General features: G+C 63.1%; 24 protein-coding genes. 7 read left to right on the forward strand and 17 right to left on the reverse strand.

Annotated features, from left to right (window positions below; all coding sequences use genetic code 11):
* Positions 1-16: 16 nt before the first annotated feature.
* Entirely contained in the window at positions 17-2,119 is a 2,103-nt protein-coding gene (locus HMPREF3149_RS07665) for a PhoX family protein (RefSeq protein WP_070537343.1), read from the forward strand.
* Positions 2,120-2,133: 14 nt separating this feature from the next.
* Here the strand turns inward: HMPREF3149_RS07665 and HMPREF3149_RS07670 are convergent, their stop codons facing one another.
* Genes HMPREF3149_RS07670 through dacB form a run of 13 tightly spaced genes read right to left on the reverse strand, consistent with a single transcriptional unit; the run spans position 2,134 to position 14,123 of the window.
* Positions 2,134-3,081: a 2-dehydropantoate 2-reductase gene (locus tag HMPREF3149_RS07670; RefSeq protein ID WP_070537344.1), complete on the reverse strand. Its 948-nt coding sequence runs from the start codon at positions 3,079-3,081 to the stop codon at positions 2,134-2,136.
* Positions 3,082-3,121: 40 nt separating this feature from the next.
* Positions 3,122-3,895: a pantoate--beta-alanine ligase gene (locus HMPREF3149_RS07675; protein WP_256366433.1), complete on the reverse strand. Its 774-nt coding sequence runs from the start codon at positions 3,893-3,895 to the stop codon at positions 3,122-3,124.
* Entirely contained in the window at positions 3,877-4,554 is a 678-nt protein-coding gene (locus HMPREF3149_RS07680) for a Rossmann-fold NAD(P)-binding domain-containing protein (protein WP_083280807.1), read from the reverse strand. Before HMPREF3149_RS07680 ends, HMPREF3149_RS07675 begins: the two co-directional genes overlap by 19 nt.
* A complete protein-coding gene (locus HMPREF3149_RS07685; protein WP_070537387.1) occupies positions 4,555-5,859 on the reverse strand; it encodes a DUF6779 domain-containing protein in 1,305 nt (434 codons plus the stop codon). It abuts the gene before it with no gap.
* Positions 5,860-5,864: 5 nt separating this feature from the next.
* Positions 5,865-6,338: a DUF3180 domain-containing protein gene (locus tag HMPREF3149_RS07690; protein WP_070537345.1), complete on the reverse strand. Its 474-nt coding sequence runs from the start codon at positions 6,336-6,338 to the stop codon at positions 5,865-5,867.
* Complete coding sequence (gene folK, locus HMPREF3149_RS07695) at positions 6,338-6,811, reverse strand: 2-amino-4-hydroxy-6-hydroxymethyldihydropteridine diphosphokinase (RefSeq protein WP_042532359.1); 474 nt, start codon at positions 6,809-6,811, stop codon at positions 6,338-6,340. Before folK ends, HMPREF3149_RS07690 begins: the two co-directional genes overlap by 1 nt.
* The gene (gene folB, locus HMPREF3149_RS07700) at positions 6,811-7,182 is read right to left on the reverse strand and encodes a dihydroneopterin aldolase (protein ID WP_070537346.1); all 372 of its coding nucleotides are present in this window, start codon (positions 7,180-7,182) and stop codon (positions 6,811-6,813) included. The genes folK and folB overlap by 1 nt, the downstream gene beginning before the upstream one ends.
* Before the next feature lie 2 nt (positions 7,183-7,184).
* A complete protein-coding gene (gene folP / locus HMPREF3149_RS07705) occupies positions 7,185-8,114 on the reverse strand; it encodes a dihydropteroate synthase (RefSeq protein WP_070537347.1) in 930 nt (309 codons plus the stop codon).
* A 6-nt stretch (positions 8,115-8,120) separates the two neighbouring features.
* Positions 8,121-8,711, reverse strand: a complete 591-nt coding sequence (gene folE / locus HMPREF3149_RS07710; protein WP_042532365.1) for a GTP cyclohydrolase I FolE — start codon at positions 8,709-8,711, stop codon at positions 8,121-8,123.
* Positions 8,701-11,244, reverse strand: coding sequence for an ATP-dependent zinc metalloprotease FtsH (gene ftsH, locus HMPREF3149_RS07715; RefSeq protein WP_070537348.1), 2,544 nt, complete (start codon positions 11,242-11,244; stop codon positions 8,701-8,703). Before ftsH ends, folE begins: the two co-directional genes overlap by 11 nt.
* 48 nt (positions 11,245-11,292) lie before the next feature.
* Positions 11,293-11,880, reverse strand: coding sequence for a hypoxanthine phosphoribosyltransferase (gene hpt / locus HMPREF3149_RS07720; RefSeq protein ID WP_042532369.1), 588 nt, complete (start codon positions 11,878-11,880; stop codon positions 11,293-11,295).
* Entirely contained in the window at positions 11,864-12,847 is a 984-nt protein-coding gene (gene tilS, locus HMPREF3149_RS07725) for a tRNA lysidine(34) synthetase TilS (RefSeq protein ID WP_070537349.1), read from the reverse strand. The genes hpt and tilS overlap by 17 nt, the downstream gene beginning before the upstream one ends.
* Positions 12,837-14,123 carry a D-alanyl-D-alanine carboxypeptidase/D-alanyl-D-alanine endopeptidase gene (gene dacB / locus HMPREF3149_RS07730; RefSeq protein ID WP_070537350.1) on the reverse strand — a complete coding sequence of 429 codons (1,287 nt, stop codon included), beginning with the start codon at positions 14,121-14,123 and terminating at the stop codon, positions 12,837-12,839. The genes tilS and dacB overlap by 11 nt, the downstream gene beginning before the upstream one ends.
* 69 nt (positions 14,124-14,192) lie before the next feature.
* Here dacB and HMPREF3149_RS07735 point away from each other — a divergent pair, with 69 nt between their 5' ends.
* On the forward strand, positions 14,193-14,666 hold the full coding sequence (locus tag HMPREF3149_RS07735; protein ID WP_042532375.1) for an inorganic diphosphatase: 474 nt from the start codon (positions 14,193-14,195) through the stop codon (positions 14,664-14,666).
* A 121-nt stretch (positions 14,667-14,787) separates the two neighbouring features.
* Complete coding sequence (locus HMPREF3149_RS07740; protein WP_246819965.1) at positions 14,788-15,627, forward strand: endonuclease domain-containing protein; 840 nt, start codon at positions 14,788-14,790, stop codon at positions 15,625-15,627.
* 11 nt (positions 15,628-15,638) lie between these two features.
* Here the strand turns inward: HMPREF3149_RS07740 and HMPREF3149_RS07745 are convergent, their stop codons facing one another.
* The 3 genes from HMPREF3149_RS07745 to HMPREF3149_RS07755 are packed head-to-tail and all read right to left on the reverse strand — an operon-like array spanning position 15,639 to position 18,651.
* Entirely contained in the window at positions 15,639-16,571 is a 933-nt protein-coding gene (locus HMPREF3149_RS07745) for a S41 family peptidase (protein WP_070537351.1), read from the reverse strand.
* Positions 16,568-17,968: an FtsX-like permease family protein gene (locus tag HMPREF3149_RS07750; RefSeq protein WP_070537352.1), complete on the reverse strand. Its 1,401-nt coding sequence runs from the start codon at positions 17,966-17,968 to the stop codon at positions 16,568-16,570. Before HMPREF3149_RS07750 ends, HMPREF3149_RS07745 begins: the two co-directional genes overlap by 4 nt.
* On the reverse strand, positions 17,965-18,651 hold the full coding sequence (locus HMPREF3149_RS07755) for an ABC transporter ATP-binding protein (RefSeq protein WP_070537353.1): 687 nt from the start codon (positions 18,649-18,651) through the stop codon (positions 17,965-17,967). Before HMPREF3149_RS07755 ends, HMPREF3149_RS07750 begins: the two co-directional genes overlap by 4 nt.
* Positions 18,652-18,761: 110 nt before the next feature.
* On the opposite strand from HMPREF3149_RS07755, the gene HMPREF3149_RS07760 reads away from it, so the two are divergent.
* Positions 18,762-19,460: a sensor histidine kinase gene (locus HMPREF3149_RS07760; protein ID WP_070537354.1), complete on the forward strand. Its 699-nt coding sequence runs from the start codon at positions 18,762-18,764 to the stop codon at positions 19,458-19,460.
* Complete coding sequence (locus tag HMPREF3149_RS07765) at positions 19,457-20,113, forward strand: LuxR C-terminal-related transcriptional regulator (RefSeq protein ID WP_070537355.1); 657 nt, start codon at positions 19,457-19,459, stop codon at positions 20,111-20,113. Before HMPREF3149_RS07760 ends, HMPREF3149_RS07765 begins: the two co-directional genes overlap by 4 nt.
* A gap of 142 nt (positions 20,114-20,255) precedes the next feature.
* On the opposite strand, the gene HMPREF3149_RS07770 is transcribed toward HMPREF3149_RS07765, so the two are convergent.
* Complete coding sequence (locus tag HMPREF3149_RS07770; protein ID WP_070537389.1) at positions 20,256-21,068, reverse strand: endonuclease domain-containing protein; 813 nt, start codon at positions 21,066-21,068, stop codon at positions 20,256-20,258.
* 94 nt (positions 21,069-21,162) lie between these two features.
* Between HMPREF3149_RS07770 and HMPREF3149_RS07775 the strand changes: the two genes are divergently transcribed.
* Both HMPREF3149_RS07775 and HMPREF3149_RS07780 read left to right on the forward strand, forming a co-directional pair.
* Complete coding sequence (locus HMPREF3149_RS07775; RefSeq protein ID WP_070537356.1) at positions 21,163-21,465, forward strand: rhodanese-like domain-containing protein; 303 nt, start codon at positions 21,163-21,165, stop codon at positions 21,463-21,465.
* 297 nt (positions 21,466-21,762) lie between these two features.
* Complete coding sequence (locus HMPREF3149_RS07780; protein WP_042532393.1) at positions 21,763-22,092, forward strand: type II toxin-antitoxin system HicB family antitoxin; 330 nt, start codon at positions 21,763-21,765, stop codon at positions 22,090-22,092.
* The last annotated feature ends 53 nt before the right edge of the window (positions 22,093-22,145 follow it).

The following is a 22,145-nucleotide window of genomic DNA, read 5'->3' on the forward strand; positions in this document are numbered from 1 at the left end:
ACCTCTGGAGCATCCCATGGCACTGCAAGGCCGCAACCTTTTGACCAACATGTTTACCTCTTCTCGTTCCTCCCTTACCTGCACCTACAAGTGCGGTAACGCCTGCTTCGGCGAGTGCGAGAACTCTTCTGACAACCCGTACTTTGGTGATCAGTTCTCCCGCCGTACCGCACTGCGTGCCGGCGGCCTCGCTGTCGTAGCTGTTGGCGGTTCCTCTGCCTTGGCTGCATGTGCTGCACCGAGTGAAGAAGATTCCGCTGCTGCTGGCAGCAGCGCCGCTGGGAAGACCTCTGAGGTCAAGGAGTCTGAAATCAAGCTGACCTCCGCTGAAGGCATGCACTTCGAGAAGGTCGAGCCGAACGAGAAGGATGAAGTTGTCATCCCGAAGGGCTACGAGCAGTCCGTTCTTATCGCTTGGGGCGACCCGGTTATCGAGGGCGCACCGGAGTTCGACGTCAACAATCAGACCGCTGCTGACGCTGAGAAGCAGTTCGGCTTCAACAATGACTTCGCTGGTCTTATCGAGCACCCGAATGACAAGAACCGCCTCATCTACATGTGCTCCCACGAGTACACCACCGAGCCGATGATGTTCCCAGATTATGACCCGGAGAACCCGACCGAAGAGCAGGTCAAGATTGGTTGGGCTGGCCACGGCCACACCATCCTCGAGGTTTCCAAGGTAGGTGACACCGGTGAGCTCAAGCGCGAGTTCGGCCCGCTCAACCGTCGCATTACCGCCACCACCCCCTTCACCCTGGTTGGTCCGGCGAAGGGCTCCGACCTGGTCAAGACCTCCGCTGACCAGAAGGGCGAGAAGGTCCTCGGCACCCTCAACAACTGCTCCGGTGGCGTGACTCCGTGGAACACCATGCTGTCCGGCGAGGAGAACTTCGACCAGTACTTCGCTGGTGGCGACGTCAAGGATGAGAAGGCTGCTGAGTCCCTCAAGCGTTTCGGCATCAAGGAAGGACCGTCTGAGCGTAAGTGGGAGAAGTACGACGACCGCTTCGACGTCGCCAAGGAGCCGAACGAGCCGAACCGCTTCGGCTGGCTGGTAGAGATCAACCCGCTGGATCCGGAGTCCACCCCGGTAAAGCACACCGCTGTGGGCCGCTACAAGCACGAGGCCGGCAACATCCACATCACCAAGGATGGCACTGTGGTGTGCTACTCCGGCGATGACTCCCGCTTCGAGTACATCTACAAGTTCGTCTCCTCCAAGAAGTACAAGGAAGGCGATCTGAAGCACAACATGTCCATTCTGGACCACGGCACCCTGTACGTGGCCAAGATGGAGGGTAACTCCCCGGAGAAGGAAATCGATGGCTCCGGCGTCCTGCCGGAGGACGGCGCCTTCGACGGCAAGGGCACCTGGGTCAAGCTGCTGACCTCCGACACCGAAAACAACAAGTTCGATTCCCACGTTGATGGCATGTCCGCTGAGGAAGTTGCTGTCTTCACCCGTGAGGCTGCCGACAAGGTTGGCGCCACCAAGATGGACCGTCCAGAAGACGTTGAGGTCAGCCCGGCCAACGACAAGGTCTACGTTGCTCTGACCAACAACAAGTACCGTGGTGCTACTGGTGAGAACGCCAAGAAGAACCAGGAAGACCCGATGGAGTACGCTCCGGTCAAGGAGAACAAGAACGGCCTCGTCATGGAGATCGAGGACGACCACGCCGGTGAGAAGTTCACCTGGAACCTCCTGCTGGTCTGCGGTGACCCGAAGGAAGCCAACACCTACTTCGGTGGTTTCGACAAGGAGAAGGTCTCCCCGATTTCCTGCCCGGATAACCTGGCCTTCGATAGCCATGGCAACCTGTGGATTTCCACTGACGGCAACGCGCTGGACTCCAATGATGGTCTGTACGCCGTAACCGTTGATGGCGAAACCCGCGGCGAGCTCAAGTGCTTCCTCACCGTCCCGGCGGGTGCAGAGACCTGTGGCCCGATCGTTGATGATGACCGCGTCATGGTCAACGTTCAGCACCCGGGTGAGGCCGATGACGCCACCTTCGAGAAGGCCACCTCGCACTGGCCTGACGGTGGCAACTCCACCCCGCGCCCGGCCGTCGTTGTGGTCTGGAAGAAGGACGGCAAGATCGGTTCTAAGTAAAGAACCCGCTCGTCCTAGGACGAGCGCAGCTGGGCTTCGAGCACATCCTGCGCGAAGTCCCACAGCGGGGTTATGACCCCAGCCTTGGCGCCCATGCGTCGGATTGCTCCGACCTGGGCGTCAAGTTCATTTGGTAGACCTTCTTTGATATCGCGCTGCATCGACGACGTATTGTCCGGGTGCTGCTGGCGTGCGAACTCCATAGTTTGCTGCACGACGTCCTCTGGCAGCTCCACGCCCATGCCACGTCCAGCCGCCTCGACTTCCTTCATGAAGGCCTCCAGCTGCTCCGGGATTTCTTGGCAGAGATACCCAATCGGTTTATCCACCAAGGCACCCAAGGTACCGGTGGAGGTCACGAACATGGCTTTCGACCAGATGTCGACAAGCGCTGCGTCGTGGAATTTACTGGAGGCACCTGCTTCCTTCAGCGCCGCCGCCAGCTCCTGGCCAGTGTCACGCAGCGACTCCGGCGCCTCCGCACTCAGCGGCCCAAAGGCCAGAGATAGTGGCCCTGGATTGCGCTTGATCCGGGCCGGACCCAAGCGGGTGGCGTACACGCGTGCCACACCAGCAAGAATATTCTCTTCCCCGAACTCCTCGGCCGCCAAATACGGAATCTCCACCGAGTTGTGTGTAGTCACCACCGGGATGCCCTGCAGGGCCTGCCGATCCTCAGCGCTGCCAAACGTCTCGTTACCCGGCAGCGCCTTCGACGCGATAATCGCCACGTCCAGCCCACCCAGGAGCTCCTTGACCTCGGCAAAGGTGCGCGCGGCCGGGACCTTTATGACCTCGGTGGTGGTGGGCTCTGCGTGGGCGTCGACGAGCGTCACGCCCGTCTCCCCCAGCACCCGCAAGGTCTCACCACGAGCAACGAAGGCGACATCGTGGCCCGCTGCTTTCAGTTTTCCGCCAAAGTATCCACCGATGGCACCGGCTCCCAAAATTCCAATCTTCATGCCTTACAACCTAGCCGGTTGTAACGCACACCACAGGTTTTTATCCGCGCTGCTCCAGATTGCGGAACCCAATCCCCAACGGCACGCCCGCGTTATCGATGAGCCGCACACCACCAACGGTGGCGGCAATAAAGAGGCGGGCATCGCCCTCTGCAGGTGCCTCACCCAGGTCTCGTCCGCGCAGCTCCACGTACTCGGGCTCCACGCCGGCGGCGGTGAGCACCTCGTGGGCCACGCGGACAACTTCCTCGGCCCCGGACTCCGCCGCGTAGGCACCGGCGGTGAGTGCCGCTGACAAGGCGCTGGCTTGCTCGCGTGCTTCGGGTGCCACGTCAGCGTTGCGCAGGCTCATCACCACTCCATCCGGCATGCGTACCGGCGGCACCCCCTGCACGCGCGCGCCGATGTTAAGGTCCGTAAAAGCCTGCTGGGTGGCCACGAGCAGCCCGTAGTCTTTCTCCCCCATGAACACATCACTGGGACCCAAAGCACAGGTCAGCGCCACAATCCGGGTCAGCTCCGCACTGACGTCTTCCATGCCGTGGTCGGGTGCAAGCACCCGCGTGCGCTGGTTCTGCTCGCCATAGCGCCAGACCACATCAACGTCGTCAAGGGCAGAGATGTCCGCTTCTGGGTCCACGGCCACGACCACGACGCCGCCGCGCACGCGCTGCGCTGCCTGTACGAGTGCCAGGTGCCCGGCATGGATGTCGCGCCCCAAAGGCACGAGCACCACGCGCTTGCCCGTCTTGCGGTAGGCGCTGCCGACCATGCGGATGCGCTCGATATCCTCCACTAGGAGTTGTTCTGCCACGGCGCTTCCTTTCCTAGTGCCCACAGTTCCAGTTCTTCAATCTTCTCCTGCTCGCCCACCATGCGGGCAACGTCACGGTAGTTGCGCGCCATACCGAGTTCCACGGCGGCGGGATAGGCCGCAATGATGTCGCCGGCATCAAGATCAAAGGCGCTATGCCCGAAGTCTTCGATGACCTTCGCCTTAATCGATGCCCAGGCACAGAGCGCACCGAGCATTTCAGCGTAGTACAGCCGCGCGGCTCGCTCAGCTCGTTGCGCCTCAGGCACCGTTTCTGAAGTCTGATGAATCTCCGAGAGCAGCAGCCCAATGACGGTTTCTGCCACCTCATCGAGAGTGCCCACCGCGTAGGAGTCGCCCAGGGGAGCTGCGGCAATCGTCAGGCACCCGCGCGTTTCCAGCTCGTCGAGGGCTTCCACCCCGGCGAGCAGTGAGGTGTGGATGACGATTTGCTTGGGACGCACGTGCTTTTCGACGTCCCCCACAGCCGCCTCCAGGTCCCGCGCCGTCGCGGCAAGAATCAGCGCATCGAAGCGGCCCAGCTCGGCGGGGTTCTCAAGGTATTCGATGGTGTGGCCAGCCATCTCCAGACGGTGGGCAAAGTTGATGCCGGCCCGGGAGCTACCCCACACCGCCACGCGCATACGTGGTGCCTGCATCTACTTCTTGTCGCCCGTGTTCTGCTGCTCCTCACGGCGCTTGCTGCGCGCCATGAGCTCAGCCACCGAAACCGCGCCTTCCCGCTTCTCATCACTGCGGCGGCGGCCGCGGCTGCTCGATTCCGCCAGCTGACCCTGCTGCGTGGTCTCTACCTCCGGCTTGCGATGACGGTGGTGCTGTTGTGCGAGGCCCGCATCCTCCTTGATGTGCTGTGTACCTGCGGCACCCTGGTTCCAGCGCACAGCCTGGAAGCTATCGGTCTTGAACTCCGGTGCCTTCTGCTGTGGCTGAGGTGCCGCATTCGGCTGGGGCTTGGGCTGTGATTTCGGCTGGGGCTGCTGCGGCGGCTTCTGCTCGGTACGCGCCTGTGGCTTGTCGGCCTTGGGCTGCGAGTGCGGGGCAGCCTGCGGTTTCGGTTGCGGTTTCGGCTGCGGCTCGCCCACGGGACGGAAAGCCGGGGGACGCCCCTGAGAGGGGTGCGGTGCACCGAAGGAAGACGGGGCCGGGCGGGTGTCCTGCTGGCCGGCCGGCTTCGCGGCAGGCTGCTCGGCTGGCTTCGGAGTGGGTTTCGGAGCGGGCTTCGCGGCTGGCTTCGGAGCAGGCTGCTGAGCATTGCTTCGCGCGTTATCCGCCAGCAGGTTGTCCAGCGGGTTGCTCACTGGGTGGGTGGGCTGGGAACCGAGGCGGCCCGCGACGGCGTCGGCAGACGGCGCGCCGCCAGACTTCTGTGTGAAGTTCACCTGAGGTGCATCGCCGCGCTCGTCTACACCGGCGCCACCAGCCTTGCGCTCCAACTCCTGTATGCGGCGAGCCTCCGCATACAGGGCTGCGGGCTCGTAGACCCACTCGCGGCCTGAGATCTCCTCAATCTGGGTGCGGATGGCTTCGAGCTCAGAGCGGATTTCTGCGAGAACCTCGCTGTTATCAGCGGTGGCAGAACCAGAGGCTGTCAGCGTGGAGGCGGTATGGGCGCGCTCGACCGCCAGAAGCTCCGTGGCCTCCTGGGCCTGGCGGCGGTAGCGCACCACGAGGAAGAAGCCCACGACTGCCGCCCAGAGAGAGGCAAGCAAGGCGATCTTCAGAGCATTCGCCGAACCCGAAATCAGCATGATCAGGCTGGCAATGACCGCAAGGATGACCAGGATGATAAGACCAATCGACCCAACATCCGTCTTCGATTCGGTCTGGGATGACGTCGCCGGCGTGGGCGGCTGAGAGTCCGGCTGCGCAGAAAACTGGGACGTCGGGCGATTATCCGGGGCCGGCTCGTGCGGGGGCTCGGGGGAATGCTGCGGGCTCGTCATGCCCACTAACTTACCGCCTGTGCACCGTCAGTTGGAGGTGGCACCTCGCAGTGTCGCTCCAACACCACTCCGGCAACGCACATCGCCGCACCACCCAATGCAGAGCTCACCACCCCAGCCAGGTCACCGGCCGCCGCAACGAGCTCGCCGGCGCGCGGCACCACATAGACCGCCATTCCCGCGTAGGCTCCGCCCACAATCGCGCCGGTCCACGCGGAGGCTTTGCCCACGAGCAGGAACTGCGCAATGGTCATGGGGTTAAGCTGCGAGTTATCCAGTCCGATGCCGTGCTCATCGTCCTTGGCGCTGCGTACCTTGAGGGTCAATAGCACGCACACCAGCGCCATGGCCCACAGGGAAATCGAGACGGTTGCCGGGATCGCCAGCATGGAGCCATAAAAGCGGGTGGTGAGGATGGCGGCTGCGGCGGCCACAAACAGGGCCGTGCCGATGAGCGCGCTTATCGACGTCCTCTTCATCACTCCCCCAGTTCCCTCACCGCGGCCACCTCATCGCTGTCCAAGCTAGCCACGAGTTCACGCACGGGGGTGCCATCGAGCGCCGCATCGGGATCCGCAGCCAGCCACGGCACGAGCACAAAGGCCCGCTCGTGGGCATAAGGGTGTGGGAGGGTGAGCTCCGGATCATCGGAGGTCACGCCGTCAATCTGCACGATGTCCACGTCCAACGTGCGCGGCCCCCAGCGCCGCACACGCACGCGCTCGGCTGCCTCCTCTAACTTCTGCCCGCGGCGCAGCAGTTCAAGCGGAGTGCAGTCCACGTCCACAATGAGCACCGCGTTGAGGAAATCTCCCTGGTCTGTCACTCCCCACGGTGGGGTGGCATAGACCGGAGAGGCGGCGACGGTCTCATCAGCAAACTCGTCGAAGACAGTCTGGAGGAGCGCGCGGCGATCCTCCATGTTGGAGCCGATGGACAGGACCGCGCGCATTAGCCGGCCATCCGTTTCCGGGAACGGCGTGCCACCACAGCCACATCCGCAAAATTGCGCGGGATGGGTGCCTTCGGCTTGTGGATGGTCACCTCGATGGCATGCAGAATCTCGAAACGCTGCATCGCGGTCTCGGCGACTTCGGCCGCCACGGTCTCGATGAGATCACGGGAAGGGCCTTCGACGATGCGTGCGGTGACGTCGGCAAGCTCGGCGTAATTCACCGTGCGGTTCAGGTCGTCCTCGATGCCCGCGGTGTCCAGCCAGCAGGTCACGTCCACGATGAAGGGCTGCCCGGTCTTCTTTTCTTCCTCGAAGACGCCGTGGTAGCCAAAGCATTCCAACCCGGTGAGCTCGATGCGGTCCGCCATGTTTAGACCCTCCCCAAGGATGTCGACACCACGGTGCCACCATCGGCACCGTTGGCGTAGCTGCCGGAGGCATGCGCGCCACCGGCATAGGCCGCGCCCGCGTTCCACGCGGCGGCCACGTCCACAGCATCACGCGAGACATCCACCTCGTGCACGCGCACGCCCCAGGCGCCCATCTGCGCGGAGATGGCGGTGACGGCTGCGGTGGCGGGGTCTGCCAGGAGCGGGCTGGACTCAGCGCCGCGGTCCTCCCTAATAGCGGCGAGGAAACGCTTGCGGGACGCGCCCACGAGCAGCGGGAACTCACCCTGCAGGAACTCTGGCAGTGCCTTGAGCAGCGCCCAGTTATCCTGCGGAGACTTGGCAAAACCAAGCCCCGGGTCGACGACGATGTTGTCGTGGCTGACGCCGGCGGTGAGGGCGGCGTCGGCAAGCGCGGCCAAGGACTCGTGCACATCACGCACGACATCCCCGCCATGGTCCGCCACGCCGGCCGCACTGCCGAACTGGACAGTACGCCAGTGCATGAGGCAGACCGGCAGGCCCGTATCTGCCATGGTGCGGTACATGTCAGGGTCAGCAGCACCGCCGGAGACGTCGTTGATCATGTCCACGCCGGCCTCGGCTGCCGCCGCGGCTACCGACGCCCGCATCGTATCCACCGAGGTCCTAATCCCCTCCTCGTGCAGCGCCTTGATGACGGGAACCACGCGACGCTCCTCCTCCTCAGCAGCCACGCGCACCGCGCCTGGGCGGGTGGACTCGCCACCAACATCGATCATGTCCGCCCCCGACGCCACAAGGTGGTGAGCATGGTTTAAGGCATCGTCGACGTTGATCCAACGCCCGCCGTCAGAGAAGGAATCCTCCGTGACGTTGAGGATTCCCATGACCACCGTGCGGCCGGGGACAGTGAGGTTACTGACTGCCATTGCGGGTTAACTCCTGATCAGGCTCATGACCTCCGCGCGGGAGGCTGCGTTCTTCTTGAATCCGCCGCGGACCGCGGACGTCGTCGTGGTCGCACCCGGCTTCCGAATACCACGCATGGCCATGCACAGGTGCTCGCACTCGATAACCACGATGACGGACTGGGCGTGGAGCACCTCCACGAGGGCATCTGCGATCTGGCTGGTGAGGCGCTCCTGGACCTGCGGGCGCTTGGCGTACATGTCCGCCAGGCGGGCCAGCTTGGACAGGCCGGTGACGTGGCCGTCTGGGCCCGGAATATAACCAATGTGTGCCTTGCCGTAGAAGGGCACGAGGTGGTGCTCGCACGTGGAGTAAATAGGGATATCGCGCACGAGAACCAGCTCCTGGTGCTCCTCCGCGAAGGTCTTGTGGAGAACCTCTGTGGGGTCCTCGTGCAGACCTGCAAAGACCTCCGCGTAGGCGCGGGCCACTCGGCCCGGGGTCTCCCGCAGACCCTCGCGGTCAGGGTCCTCGCCCACGGCGATGAGCAGTTCACGCACGGCCGCTTCGGCACGCTCGTGGTCGAAGTCGCGCGTGGCTGGGATGTTATCGCTCATTGTTCCGACCGTCCTTGTACGGGTTGTTGCGGTGTTCCTGCTCGCCCCAGCCGGGTGCTCCCCAACCGGAAGCGTCCCAGCCGCTTGTGTTCTTGTCAGCCTGACCTGCCTGGGCTTCCTGGCCTGCCTGGCCTGCCTGGGCTTCGGGCTTGGCGTGGCGTCCGCGGCGCACAGGCTCGGCCTGCGGCTGACGCGGCTCGGTGCCTTTCGTCACGCGCGGGATGACACGGGTCTCGTCGTTGCTGAAGCCACTCTGGGAGCTTCCGGAGGCCTCAGCGTGCTCGCGGCGCTGCTCACGGAGCTCCTCCTCAGGGACCTCCTGCTCGCGGCCGGCTGGGTCCGTGACAGTCTCGGTCTCAGGGTGAGCTGCGCTGCCGGAGGCGGTTACAGTGTGGGAGCTAGCAGCGCTGTCAGGGTCGCCGAAGAAGGTGTTGCCCTTCTCTGGGTCCACAACGTCACCGGCATGCTGGCCAAAGCTGAAACCAATTTCCTCCGAGGTGGAGTTTGGAGCGGGCTGACCGTTCTCCTGGGCGGCGAGGCGGCGCTCGCGGGCGGCACGGGAGGCGTCGAGAAGCGTCATGCGCTTCGGAAGCTCCTCACCGCGCTCCTTGGCCAACTCCACCGGAGTCTTCACCGGCTCACGGCCGGCCTGGCGCGGGAAGCGCTCGTCCTCGTTCGGGAAGACCTCAAAGGCCTCGCGCGGCTCAATGCCCTCGAAGATGCCCTCGAGGTCCGGACGGCGCAGAGTCTCCTTCTCCAGGAGCATCTCAGCCAACGTGTCCAGATAGTCGCGGTTCGCGGCCAAGATGTCATAGGCCTGACGGTGCGCACTGTCGAGGAGGTAGGCCATCTGCTCATCAATCTTGGCAGCCACGGCATCGGAGTAATCGATGGACCCGCCACCACCCAAGTGGCTGAACGGATCGCCTTGCTCCTGGCCGTACTTGACGGTGCCCAGGTCCGGGGAGAAGCCGTACTCCGTCAGCATAGAACGCGCAATCTTGGTTGCGTGCTCGATATCGGAAGAGGCACCGGTGGTCGGCGCGCCGAAGACGAGCTCCTCGGCCGCGCGGCCGCCCATGGCGAAGACGAGGCGGGAGAACAGCTCATCGCGGGTGTACATGCCCTTGTCATCTTCCTGCGAGGTCATGGCGTGGCCACCGGTGCGGCCGCGGGCCAGGATAGTGACCTTGTACACGCGCTCAATATCCTTGAGCGCCCACGCGGCCAAGGTGTGGCCGCCCTCGTGATAGGCGGTGACCTTCTTCTCGTGCTCGGAGATGATCTTGCCCTGGCGGCGCGGGCCGCCCACGACGCGGTCGGTGGCCTCCTCCAGCGCATCATAGGTAATGACGTTGCCGCCGATACGCGCGGTGAGCAGGGCAGCCTCATTGAGCACGTTAGCCAGGTCCGCGCCGGACATGCCGGCAGTGCGCTTGGCCAGCTGCGCCACGTCCACTTCCTTGGCCAGCGGCTTGTCCTTCGCATGCACGCGCAGGATCTGCTCGCGGCCGGCCAGGTCCGGGTTGGTCACCGGGATTTGGCGGTCGAAGCGGCCTGGGCGCAGGAGTGCCGGGTCCAGGATGTCCGGGCGGTTGGTGGCGGCAATAAGAATGACGCCCTCGCGGTCACCGAAGCCGTCCATCTCCACGAGCAGCTGGTTCAGGGTCTGCTCGCGCTCGTCGTGGCCACCGCCTGTGCCGGAGCCACGCTGGCGGCCCACGGCGTCAATCTCATCGACGAAGATAATGCAGGGGCTGTTCTCCTTGGCCTGCTTGAACAGGTCACGCACGCGGGAGGCGCCCACACCAACAAACATCTCCACGAAGTCTGAACCGGAGATGGAGTAGAAAGGCACGCCCGCCTCACCCGCGACGGCGCGAGCCAGCAAAGTCTTACCAGTACCCGGAGGGCCGTAGAGCAGCACACCGCGCGGAATCTTGGCGCCAAGCGCGTGATAGCGCTCCGGATCATCGAGGAAGTCCTTGATTTCCTGCAGCTCATCCACGGCCTCATCGGCACCGGCAACATCAGCGAAGGTGTTGGTGGGCATATCCTTGGTCAGCTCCTTGGCCTTGGAGCCGCCGATACCGAACATCCCGCCAGCGCCCTGCTGCATGCGGGACATCATCCAGAACAACAGCGCGAAGAGCAGCAGCATCGGCAGCAGGAAGCTGACCATCGAACCGATGAAGGAATCTTGCGTGACCTTCGTCTCGTACTTCTCCGCGCCGGAATCCTTCACCGCGTTGAAGACCTGCTCGGAGGCGCGAGCCGGATACTTGGCAATGACCTCCTCGATGCCCTCCTGCTCTTCCACCGTTACCGGTTTCTTGAGCTTGAGACGCAGCTGCTGCTCGCGGTCATCGATTTGCGCTTCCTCGACGTTCTTCTCCGTCAGCTGCGCCATGGCCACCGAGGTGTCCACCTGTTTGAAGCTGCGGGCGTCATTGGTAAAGAACGTGAACGCGTACAGCAGGATGAGGACGAGGCCCGCGATGGAGCCATAGCGGATGATGTTCTTGTTTTTCATTAACTACCTTGCACAGTTGCGGCTGGAACGCCGGACAAGAAAAAGGACTTAATCGTTGCTGTAGACCGCCGGACGCAGCGTGCCCACATAAGGCAGGTCGCGGTAGCGCTCAGCAAAATCCAGACCATAGCCCACAACGAACTCGTTGGGGATGTCGAAGCCAACATCAAAGAGATCGAGCTCTGCCTTCACAACCTCTGGCTTGCGCAGCAGCGTCACCACTTCCAGAGAACGCGGCTGGCGGCCTCGCAGGTTGCGGATGAGCCAAGACAGAGTCAGGCCGGAGTCGATGATGTCCTCCACAATCACCACGTCGCGCCCCTCAATGTCGCGGTCCAGGTCCTTGAGGATCCGCACCACTCCGGAGGACGAGGCCGAATTGCCGTAGGAAGACACGGCCATAAACTCCAGCTGGGAGGGGATAGTCAGCTTGCGGGCGAAGTCAGTAAGGAAGAATACCGCACCTTTGAGCACACACACGAGGATGAGGTCATCCTCAGCGTTGCTGTACTTTTCGGAGACGCGATCCGCCATCTCCTGGATGCGTTCCTGGAGGGAGTCTTCGGCGACGAGGACGTTCTCGATGTCCTCTCCGTACGGGTGAGCCGGGACGGCTGAATCATGATTGTCGTGCACGTGAGCGCTCCTTTGATGACCGAGGCAATAGTGACAGTGTGCCACCAACGCGAAAGACTTCCAACCTTGTGCCCACCTTTTCTCCCCTACCCTCGTGGCCGGCGGCGGCGCTCACCGCAACACCGCCTTGTCCATGCCACTGCGTGCACAGGTTATCCACGCCGCGAATGGCCTCGCGGGTGACCTCTATGCCCTGCTCGCGCAGCCATGCGGCAATCGCTCGGCGGCGCTTAGGCTCCGGCATCGCGGCCAGTTCGACGCAGGAGTTGGTGGGTGGGGTGAGAAGGGAGGCATCGTCAAGCGCGGCGTCCTGGGCGGCCTGGGCCAGGGCCGGGATGGGGTCACCACCGACGATGTCCGCCAGGCGCGGAAGAATGTCTCGGCGCAGTGCCACGCGGCGAAAGGTGGGGTCCACGTTGTGCGGGTCCTGCCAGGGCTCAACGTTCAGCTCCGCGCAGGCGGCCTCGGTGTGGGCGCGACGCACGGTCAGCAGCGGACGCAGAACGTGCGCGCCCTCCACCACAGCACGCTCGAGCATCCCCGACACCTTCCCACGGAGGGCCCCCAGGAGCAGAGTTTCGGCCTGGTCATCGGCGGTGTGCGCCACGGCGACTTCACCCCACGGCGCGAAGGCACGGTACCGCGCGGTGCGGGCGGCAGCCTCAACAGAGCCGTGCTTGTCGACGTCCACCCGAATCACCTCCGCCCCCGCTCCCCAGGCCTGGGCCTGGTCGGCTGCCCGGCGCGCCTGCTCGGCTGAGCCCTCCTGCAGGCCGTGGTCAACGCAGAGGGCGGTGACGTCGTGGCCTTCGGCAACGAGTGCTGCGGTGAGCGCCAGGGAATCGGCCCCTCCGGACAGCCCCACGGCCAGCCGTCGTGGGCGCGCGCCCACGACAGAGCGGACTGCGACGCGGCAGGCCAAGAAGTTGGGGCTCTGCCTGGGCCAGAAAGGTTCGTTAGAAATCATGGAGGGCGGCGGCCAGAGCGTCTTGGGCTTGGCGAGCGGACATGACCTCACCATCGTTGACGAGGAAAGCAAAAGCGTAGACGTGGCCCGACTGGCCTTGCGCCGTGCCGGCGAGGGCAGACGTCTCGGTCAGGGTGCCGGTCTTCGCACGCACGAAGCCGCGCGCAGGTGACTCGGGATAGCGCTGGTAGAGGGTTCCTTCGCCGCCCGCCAGCGGGAGGTAGCCCAACAGCGGGCGCAGCTCCTCGGCGGCTACGGCCTTGTCCAGAATGTGGGCCAGCACGCCGGCCGGGATGCGATTATCGCGCGAGAGGCCGGAACCATCCTTCAGGACAACTCCACTGACGTCAATGCCATTGTGTTCGAGCACGTCAAGCGTGGTTTTCGCCGCGCCCTCGAAGCTGGCTTCGGCACGCTCGTGGCTGGCGAGTTCACGGGCGATGGCTTCCGCCATCACGTTGTCCGAATCCTTGATTGCTTGCTGGGCGCGCAGGGCTAAAGGTTCAGAGTCGCTGCTGGCGATGACCTCCGCCCCGGCAGGAACAGCCGCGATGTCTGCTTTGTCGGTGCCCAATCTTGCGGCGAGTGCACGGGCGACGTCGAGGGCCGGCTCGTGAGAGCGCGGGACATCGCCGGTCTTCTCCTCGATGCGGCCGCCATAGAGCATGGCAGGCTGGATGGGAGCGACATAGCCGCCGTCGATGTTGTCATCATCCCAGCCGGGGGCTTGGTCGGCGCCAGCCCAGGCGGAGGTATCGATGGAGACGCGGGAGACGGTTCCCATCTTCTGCTTAATCTGCTCCGCCAGGTCATCCAGGCGCTCCTCCGTGAGCCAGACATCGCCGGCGGCCTTGATGACCACCTCGCCGTCCTTCTCTCCTTTAAGAACTTCGGTGGTGATGCGCTTGTCCTCGTCGAGAGCAAGCGTAGCAGCGGCAACGGTCAGCACCTTGGTCGCGGAGGCCGGGGTCAGCGGCTTAGCCGGCTCGCGCTCCCACACCACTTCATGGGTTTCGGTATCGATGACCTGGGCACCGAAGGTTGCCAGGTCCTTGTTCTTGCCCAGCTCATCGAGGCGCTTCTTCAGCGCCGCGGTGTCGAGCTCCCCTGCCTCGACCGGCTGCACCAGGGTCTCAGGCGCTGCCTGCACATAGGGCTCGCCGTGGTCCAAGTGATCGTAGGTGCGCTGAATTTTCACACCCAACGCGGCCGTCGCCGCAACGGCTCCCGCCGTGACGAGGGCCGCAGTACTCCACCAGACATGCTTCGCTTTCATCGCCCTTTACACTAGCGCGGTAGACTAAGCGGAGCACATATCAACCTATACGTTATGGAGGAATCAGCCGTGAGCGTTGAAGTAACCATCGAGATCCCCAAGGGCTCCCGCAACAAGTACGAGATCGACCACGAGACCGGCAAGGTCCACCTCGACCGCTACCTGTTCACCCCGATGGCCTACCCGGCTGACTACGGCTTCATCGACCACACCCTGGGCGAAGACGGCGACCCGCTCGACGCACTGGTCATTCTCCCGGAGCCGGTCTTCCCGGGTGTCGTGGTTGAGGCTCGCATCGTCGGCGTGTTCAAGATGACCGATGAGGCCGGCGGCGATGACAAGCTCCTCGCGGTTGTTGATGACCCGCGCTGGGAGCGCTACCAGGACATCACCGATGTGGAGCAGCACATCAAGGACGAGATCGAGCACTTCTTCACCCGCTACAAGGACCTGGAGCCGAACAAGGAAGTTACCGGCTCCGGCTGGGGCGACAAGGCTGAGGCAGAGAAGATCTTCGAAGAGGCCAAGGCCCGCTTCAAGTAAGCCACCGCTTCCGCGCGCCAGCGGCGGCACAGTCAGGTACGTTTTGGTAAATAGAGGCTGAAAACCTACCAGTTTTTCACCACTATTTGCGAAAACGTACCTTTTTCGTTCCGGGGGAACAATGATCGAGATTTTTCGGGGGCGCGATGTCTCCCGCGAGGCTCGGCGCAAAGGCGCCATCAAGATTGCCAATGGCTTTTATCTTTCGCAGGAGCCCACACCGCTTCAGCTAGCGCAAATCATGTCACGCGAATGGCCTGACTTAGCACTTGATGGATACTCCGCCGCGCGCCGGTACCTAGACCAGCCCCTTCAATTCCCGCTCGAGTTCATTCGCGGCTCCACTCTCCCATCAAGCACGTATTTTCGCAGCCGCCGGGCGCGCCCGAAAGCACTCGGCAGCATGGACGGGGTGAATGTGTGCAGCCCGCTGCAAATCATTGAGACCATGGACCACGGGGATGCAGTGGCCTTTATTGAGGCGTTCTTTGCTGGAGCGCATGGGCCCTCGCGCATTGAAACCGAGCAGCTGGATTTTCGCCGCCTGCCCCAGCACACGCGTGAGGTGTTGGAGAAGGCCATCGTCGGAGCGGATAGTAAGCCGGAGCGCGACCTCACCCGGGCCCTCGAGCCGCACGTTAAGGTGCGCAACAACATCAAGATTGGGCCTTATCGTTGGGATCTGGTGCTAGAGGAGTACAAGGTGGCCATCGAGGTGGACGGATACGCCTACCACAAGGGCGAGAATCGGCAGCGCTTCGAGATTGACCGCCAGAAGCTTAACGATGCCGTCCAGCGCGGCTACCAGCCCTTACATTTCACCGCCGCCACGATCGAGCACCACCGCGAGGTCGCTGTCCGGCAGGTACTCGCGGTGGTGCGCGGACGGGGCGAGTTCGTGGAGCCGCCGTGGAGGTGGCACCACTACTGGCGCTGGGAGCGCGAGCGGTGGGCTAGCTAGCCGCACCGTGCTTAGGAGCCGCAGTGAGTGGCCAGCCAGCCGTCGAGCTCAGACTCTGGCGCGTCGGGAGCAATGGGGTCCTCGGCGAATTCTTCGCCGGTGCGGGCCTTGTCCTTGGCCGTGGTGAGCATGAGGGAGCGGCCATCCGGGTAATCAATGACGGTGTTGGCGGAGGCGTATCCGGCCGTCGGTTCGCCAAAGGTACGCACGTTGTCCAGGCCGCGGAAGGCCAGGAGGGTCGCTTCTGCGGAGGAGGCGGTGACACCGTCGGTGAGCACTGCGACGGGGACCTCGAGCTTGCCGCCGGACGTGGTGGTGGGTGTGCCGCCACCGGTGACGGAGTTGCCGTCGATGGTGACATCCGTCGTGCCCATGCGGGAGACGAAGGACAAAGCCGGGCCATCCGGCAGCAGGGGGCTCAAGCCCGCATACATCGGCCCCATGTCGCCGCCATCGTTGCCGCGCAGGTCCACCACGGCGGCACACGTCTCCGGGTGCGCGGTCAACCCTGTGGCCAGGGTATCCGCGTAAGCCTGGCCGTCATCGTGCCGGCCGATGGACGGAACGGTGGCGCGCAGGACGCCGTCGTCGTAGTCAACGGAGGGGTCGGTCTTCTCAATGGCCTTTTCCTCTTCGGCGCTAAAGACCTTGGAGTGTTTGCCGCCGGCAGCGTCAATGGCGGCATCGAGGAGATCCGGGTTCGTGGGGTCCTCCTCAAAGGCCTCGCGGGCTTTCTGGAATTCTTCGCTGTCGCCGTAAATGCCGGTGAAAGCTGCGGTGTCCACCATCGCGGTGTTGATGCGCTTTTCGCTGGCATTGAAGAGGAAGACGGGTTTGCTGAACAGCGCCCCGCCGTACGAGGGTCCGAAGAAATACATGGCCGCCAGCACCACAACCACAGCCACAGCACAGAGACCGCCGAAGATTTTCAGTACGGTTTTCATTCTTTTCTACCTCCAGTCCGCAGCACGTAGCCGCGCAAAGGTTCAACAATGACAATGGCGAGAAGCGTGACCAGCCAGCCCACTACTAAGAAGGCGAAGGACATGAGCAAGCGGCCGGGAACGTCGACATCACTTTGATCGACGCTGGAGAAGAACATCAGCGAGGCGATCCCACCGCCGAACAGGAAACCGAAGAAGCTCAGGCCCACTACCGGGCCCATCACCGTCAGGGCCCCGGAGCGGAACTGGAATCCGCGCGGCACGCCCATCAGGTCTAATGAGCGGATGAGCTCCTTGTCTTCGAAGATGCCGGAGACCTGGCCCAGGATGATGGACATGCTGGTCAGCGTGAAGCCAAAGATGAGAGTCAGCAGCACGCCGGTGGATATGTCCTTGAACACCACGTTCATGCCAGGGTCTTCCTTGAGAACCGCAGCCAAGGCGTCGGAGCCCAGCGGGGCGGCAACAAGGAAACCCGTGAGGTAACCGAAGAAACCGATGGCAGCACTCCGCCGCCACGCTGGGCGGGCATTGCCGGCCACGCGGTGGCAGGCCACAAAGTGCGCGGTGCCTGGGAAAAGCGACATGATGTGCGCGCCGAGCTGCAGAATGAAAGGAGAGATGAGGTTGATGCTCATCACCATGCCAAACATGACCACGATGACCATCGCGGTGAGTGAGCCCCCCTTGCCGGAAAGGAACGCACCACCAATTGCCACGATGATGAGGAATACGATGGCGCGCCACCAGCGATAGGCAGCAGGCATCTGACGCTTGGCCACACCCAGCGGGCTCACACGCACCCGGCGCATGCCGGCCAGTGCTGCGCCGATGGCCAGCAGGAAAAGCACGCCGGCCACGGCCAGGTAGCCCCACCAGGGAAGCAGGAGCTCAGACAAAGCGATGGGACGCATCTGAAAGTCCAGCCGGGTAAAGACCGGCGCAACCAGCAAGCTGATGAGCCCGCCGAGCACGATGCCAACCAGCGCCTGCAGTCCGGTCTCCACAATGGCCATGCGCTCCACCTGGCGGGCGCTCAGCCCCAATAGGCGTAAGGTGGCCAGGCGCTGCTCCCTGCCGGAAGCACCGAGCACGGCTGCCTGGGCTGTGAGGTTAAACAGCGCGGGAAGGATGAACACGCAGGCCAACAAGGCTAAGGCGAACCACGGGTAGAGGAAGCCTTCCATCTCGTTACCAAACGCCTCCTTCAAAGCCGGCGCAGCCTCCTCGACGTGCTGGGCGCGCTCCCAGAACATCCAGGTGCCACCCGCAACGAGGAAGGCAATGGCGGAACCAATGGTCAGGCTCACAATCGCCAGCACCGAGACAATTCCAGTACCGGAGCGCGCGCGTATCGATTCGCGCTGCAGGTCAAAGACCAAGGTTGCGGTGTTCATCGAATCACCCCAAGGCGGCGGTCGTCGTGGATGATGCCATCGCGAATCTCCACGCGGCGCTGCATCCAGTCGGCCACCTTCGGGTCGTGCGTGACCATGACCAGGCTGGCACCCGACTGGCGCACGATGGTGGTCAGCATCTGCATCACCTCATGACCGGTGGACTGGTCCAGGGCACCGGTGGGCTCATCGGCGAAGACCACGCCCGGATTCGCCACCAGCGCACGCGCGATGGTCACGCGCTGCGCTTGACCACCGGAAACCTGCGCCGGGCGGCGGTCCGCCAAATCGCCCAGGCCCAGTTGGTCCAGCAGCTCCAGTGCTCGCTTGCGGGCGGCACTCCGCCCCATACCGTTGAGCATTGCGGGCAGCGCCACGTTGTCCACGTTGCTCAGCTCCGGCAGGAGCTGGCCATCTTGGAAGACGAAGCCGAAGTTGCGAAGGCGGAGGCGGGAGCGGGGGCCGTCGCCAAGCGCGGAGAGCTCCTCATCCCCGTAGCGCACGCTGCCGTGCGTGGGGGTGAGCACGCCGGACATGCAGTGCAGCAGCGTGGACTTGCCGGAGCCGGACGGCCCCATGACGGCCACGAGCTCGCCCGGCGCGATGTCGAGGGAGATTCCAGCGAGCACCGGGCCGCCGCCGAAATCCTTGGTGATGTCTGTCAGGGAAAGTGTTTGTGCCATGCCTCTCATTTCACCGTCTCGAGCCCGCGTTCAGAACAGTCCTAGCGTTGCTTTTTAAGGTAGTGCCAGCACTACCCCTCGCGCGGCCACCGCCCGATATGCTGTGAGGCGTGTTCCGAAGAAAACCCCAGACCACCACGAACGAGCAGCAGCAGGCAGAGAAGATTGCGCAGCTCACAGCCTCGCGCCGCGTCATCGCGGACGCCTACGAGGTGGAGCGCGCCCGCATCGAGCGCGACTTGCACGATGGTGCCCAGCAGTACCTTGTGGCAGCCAGCATGAAGCTGGGCGAGGCACTGCTTGATGCCCACGAGCCCCTCGCTGAGCTCCTCACCGCCGCCAAGCAGGACGTGGACCGCGGCCTGCACTCCCTGCGCGCCACGGTGCATGGTATCCACCCCCAGGTGCTGCAGGATCACGGTTTGGTGGCCGCGCTTGCCGACGCCGCCTCTTCCCACGGCCCCCACGTCAGCGTCTTCGCCCCGCACCCGCTGCCCGAGCTTTCCGCCTCGGTGCTAGCCTGCGGCTACTTCTTCGGCACGGAAGCGCTCACCAATGCGGCGAAATATGCACCCGGCGCGCCGGTCTCCGTTTTAGTGACCGCGGATGCGTCCCTAAAGATCACTGTGGTGGATGAGGGCCCCGGCGGTGCGCGGGTGGTGCCGGGGCATGGTCTGGCGGGAATGGCCGAGCGCCTCGCTGCCTTCGGTGGGGAGATGACCCTTTCTTCTCCCCCGGGCGGGCCAACGAGACTAGCCGGCTCTATCCCCCTTCTTCTCGACCGCGGACAACCAGGAGTTCAAGCATGAGTTTAAGAATCATCGTGGCGGATGACTCCGCCATTCTGCGCGAGGGCCTCGCCGGCCTTTTGGAACGCCGCGGGCATTTAATCGTCGGCCAGGCTGATTCTGCCCCTTCGCTCGAGGCGGTGGTGGACCAACTCCGCGAGGACCTTCCGGACATCGTCATCACCGACGTACGCATGCCACCGGGAATGGGCGATGATGGCTTGAAAGCCGCCGTGAACTTGAGAAACGCGTACCCGGGCCTGCCCGTCATGGTGCTCTCCCAGTACGTGGCCCCTGCATACGCGGTGGAGCTCTTCGACTCCCCCGAGGCCGGCACCGGCTACCTTCTGAAAGACCGTGTCTCCGAGGTGCGCGACTTCCTGGCCAGCCTGGAGGTCGTTGCCCAGGGTGGCACCGTCATCGACCCCACCGTGGCGCAGGCTCTCATGAGCTCCGGGCGCAGCGGCCTGGGCGAGCTCACCCCGCGCGAGCGCGAGGTCCTCGAGTTAATGTCCCGCGGCAAATCCAACAAAGACATCGCCGCCGAGCTCGTCCTTTCTTCTGCCGCAGTGGCCAAGCACGTGTCCAACATCTTCACCAAGCTCCGTTTAGATCCCAGCGAGGACAACCGCCGCGTCAAGGCCATCCTGGAGTACCTCTCAGCGCACCGCTGAGGCCTGTGTTTGCCCTCCCCTGAAATTCTGCCCCAAGCACCGCACGAGAACCGCCGCCGGACTTCCGCGTTACGCTCACGGTAAATAAGCCACAAAAACTCGCAATTTTTCGTCACTATTTACCGTGAACGACAGTGACTCCTCACACGAACATCCGGTGCCACATCCACGGCGGGTCCAGATACGGTCTAGTCCCTCGCGCCACCCCGCGCACCTGCTCTACCACCTTGTCCAGATGGTGCTCGATCGTGGTCGCAGTGAAATGCAGAGGGGTATACCCACGATGGACAACGTCATTGAGTTTCTGGCGGTCAAGCTCGAATTGGCGGCGGTTTTCTCCTCTGTGATAGGCGTAGCCATCAACCTCGATGGCAATGCGATGTTTCTCCAAGAACAAGTCCCACCGATACGGCCCGATTTTAACGTTATTGCGAACCACGAAATAGGGCTCCAACGCGCGGGTAAGTGCCCGCTCTGGAACGCTATCCGCACCGATCACAGCCTTGTCCAACACGCGCCGGGTGTGCTGTGGGAACCGCCGAAAGTCCATAGCCAGTAGCTTTAGCCGCCCTTCCGCATCGCCGCCGGCAAGATACTCCTCCAGAAACATCACCCCGTGCTTCTCTTCCATAGCTTCCACCGCCTGCAGCGGATTGCATACGTTGATGCCGTCGTATGGAAAGACGCCCTTCGGCCGCGCGCGACGGCACCGGTAGTAGCGAGTATCTTCTAAACCTTTCTCCCGGATGAGCTGCAACGGAAATCCTGGTTTTCGCCCGAGAAAAATCATCGCCGCGGAGTAACCATCGAGTGCGCAGTCCGGCCAGTGTTCACTGACTACCTTGGCCAATTCCACCGGCGTTGGCTCGCTTGGCAGGTAGAGCCCCCGCGTGATTTTTATTGCCTCCCCCTTGGCCGCCGCTAGCGCCCCGGCACGGCCAACAATTTTCTCCATGTAATCCCCTCCGATGAAAAGCCCCTCCCCCATTGCTGCTCACCATAAACTGCCCCAGAGAACCCGGCAACCGCAGCAACGTAAGCTGGGGCACATGCAGAATGTACAACCCACTGAAGTACCAGAGAACGCCCAGCTTATCGACGTCCGCGAGGACCACGAATGGAACACCGAACACGCTCAAGGCGCGACCCACATCCCCATGGGAGAGCTGGTCGAGCGCCTCGATGAGATTGACCCGGACCGAGACATCTACGTCATCTGCCACCTGGGCGGCCGCAGTATGCAGGTGTGCCAGTACCTTGAACACGCGAAGGGCTGGGACGTCATCAATGTCGACGGCGGCACGGATGCGTGGAAGGCTCAGGGCTGCCCCATGGTTTACCCCAACCAGTAGTGGTACTATTTTCGGTACCATTCAAGTGTGGTATCCAAGATACAAAAGATCCTCACGAAGATGCGGACGTCACGAAATAACGTCCACTTCTCAGAACTGCAGCTTGTGTGCGATTTCTACTTCGAACGCCAAGAAAGCGCCGGCCGAAAACGAAGAGGCACGTCACACATCGTTTACAAAACCCCATGGCAGGGCGACCCCCGAGTAAACATCCAGGAAGGGCGCCACGGAAAAGCCAAGCCTTTTCAAGTCCGCCAAGTCCTAGATGCCATCGACCGCCTCAATTAGGAGCACTTCATGAACCCCGCAGACAAGTACACCTACCAAACCGCCTGGTCCGAAGAAGACGGAGAATTCGTTGCCACCGTTCTAGAGTTCCCTTCCCTGTCATGGCTCGACGCCTCTGCAGCCACCGCAGAATCCGAGCTGCGCAGTGTCGTCGAGGAAGCGCTAGAAGATATGCACCGCAACAATGAGCAAGCCCCAGAGCCGTTTGGCCAGCGCAGCTTTTCAGGGAAGTTCAACCTTCGCATCCCTCAATCGCTACACCGAAACCTCACCATCGAAGCCGAACGAGAGGGCGTATCTCTCAACACTCTCATCGTCCAGAAGTTAGCCTCAGCATAAAACTAGTGGGGCACGGCCCATAATTTAGGATTCAGACGGTAGGCGGACTAATA

The sequence above is a fragment of the Corynebacterium sp. HMSC05E07 genome (genome assembly GCF_001807225.1).
Classification (GTDB): Bacteria; Actinomycetota; Actinomycetes; order Mycobacteriales; family Mycobacteriaceae; genus Corynebacterium; species Corynebacterium singulare.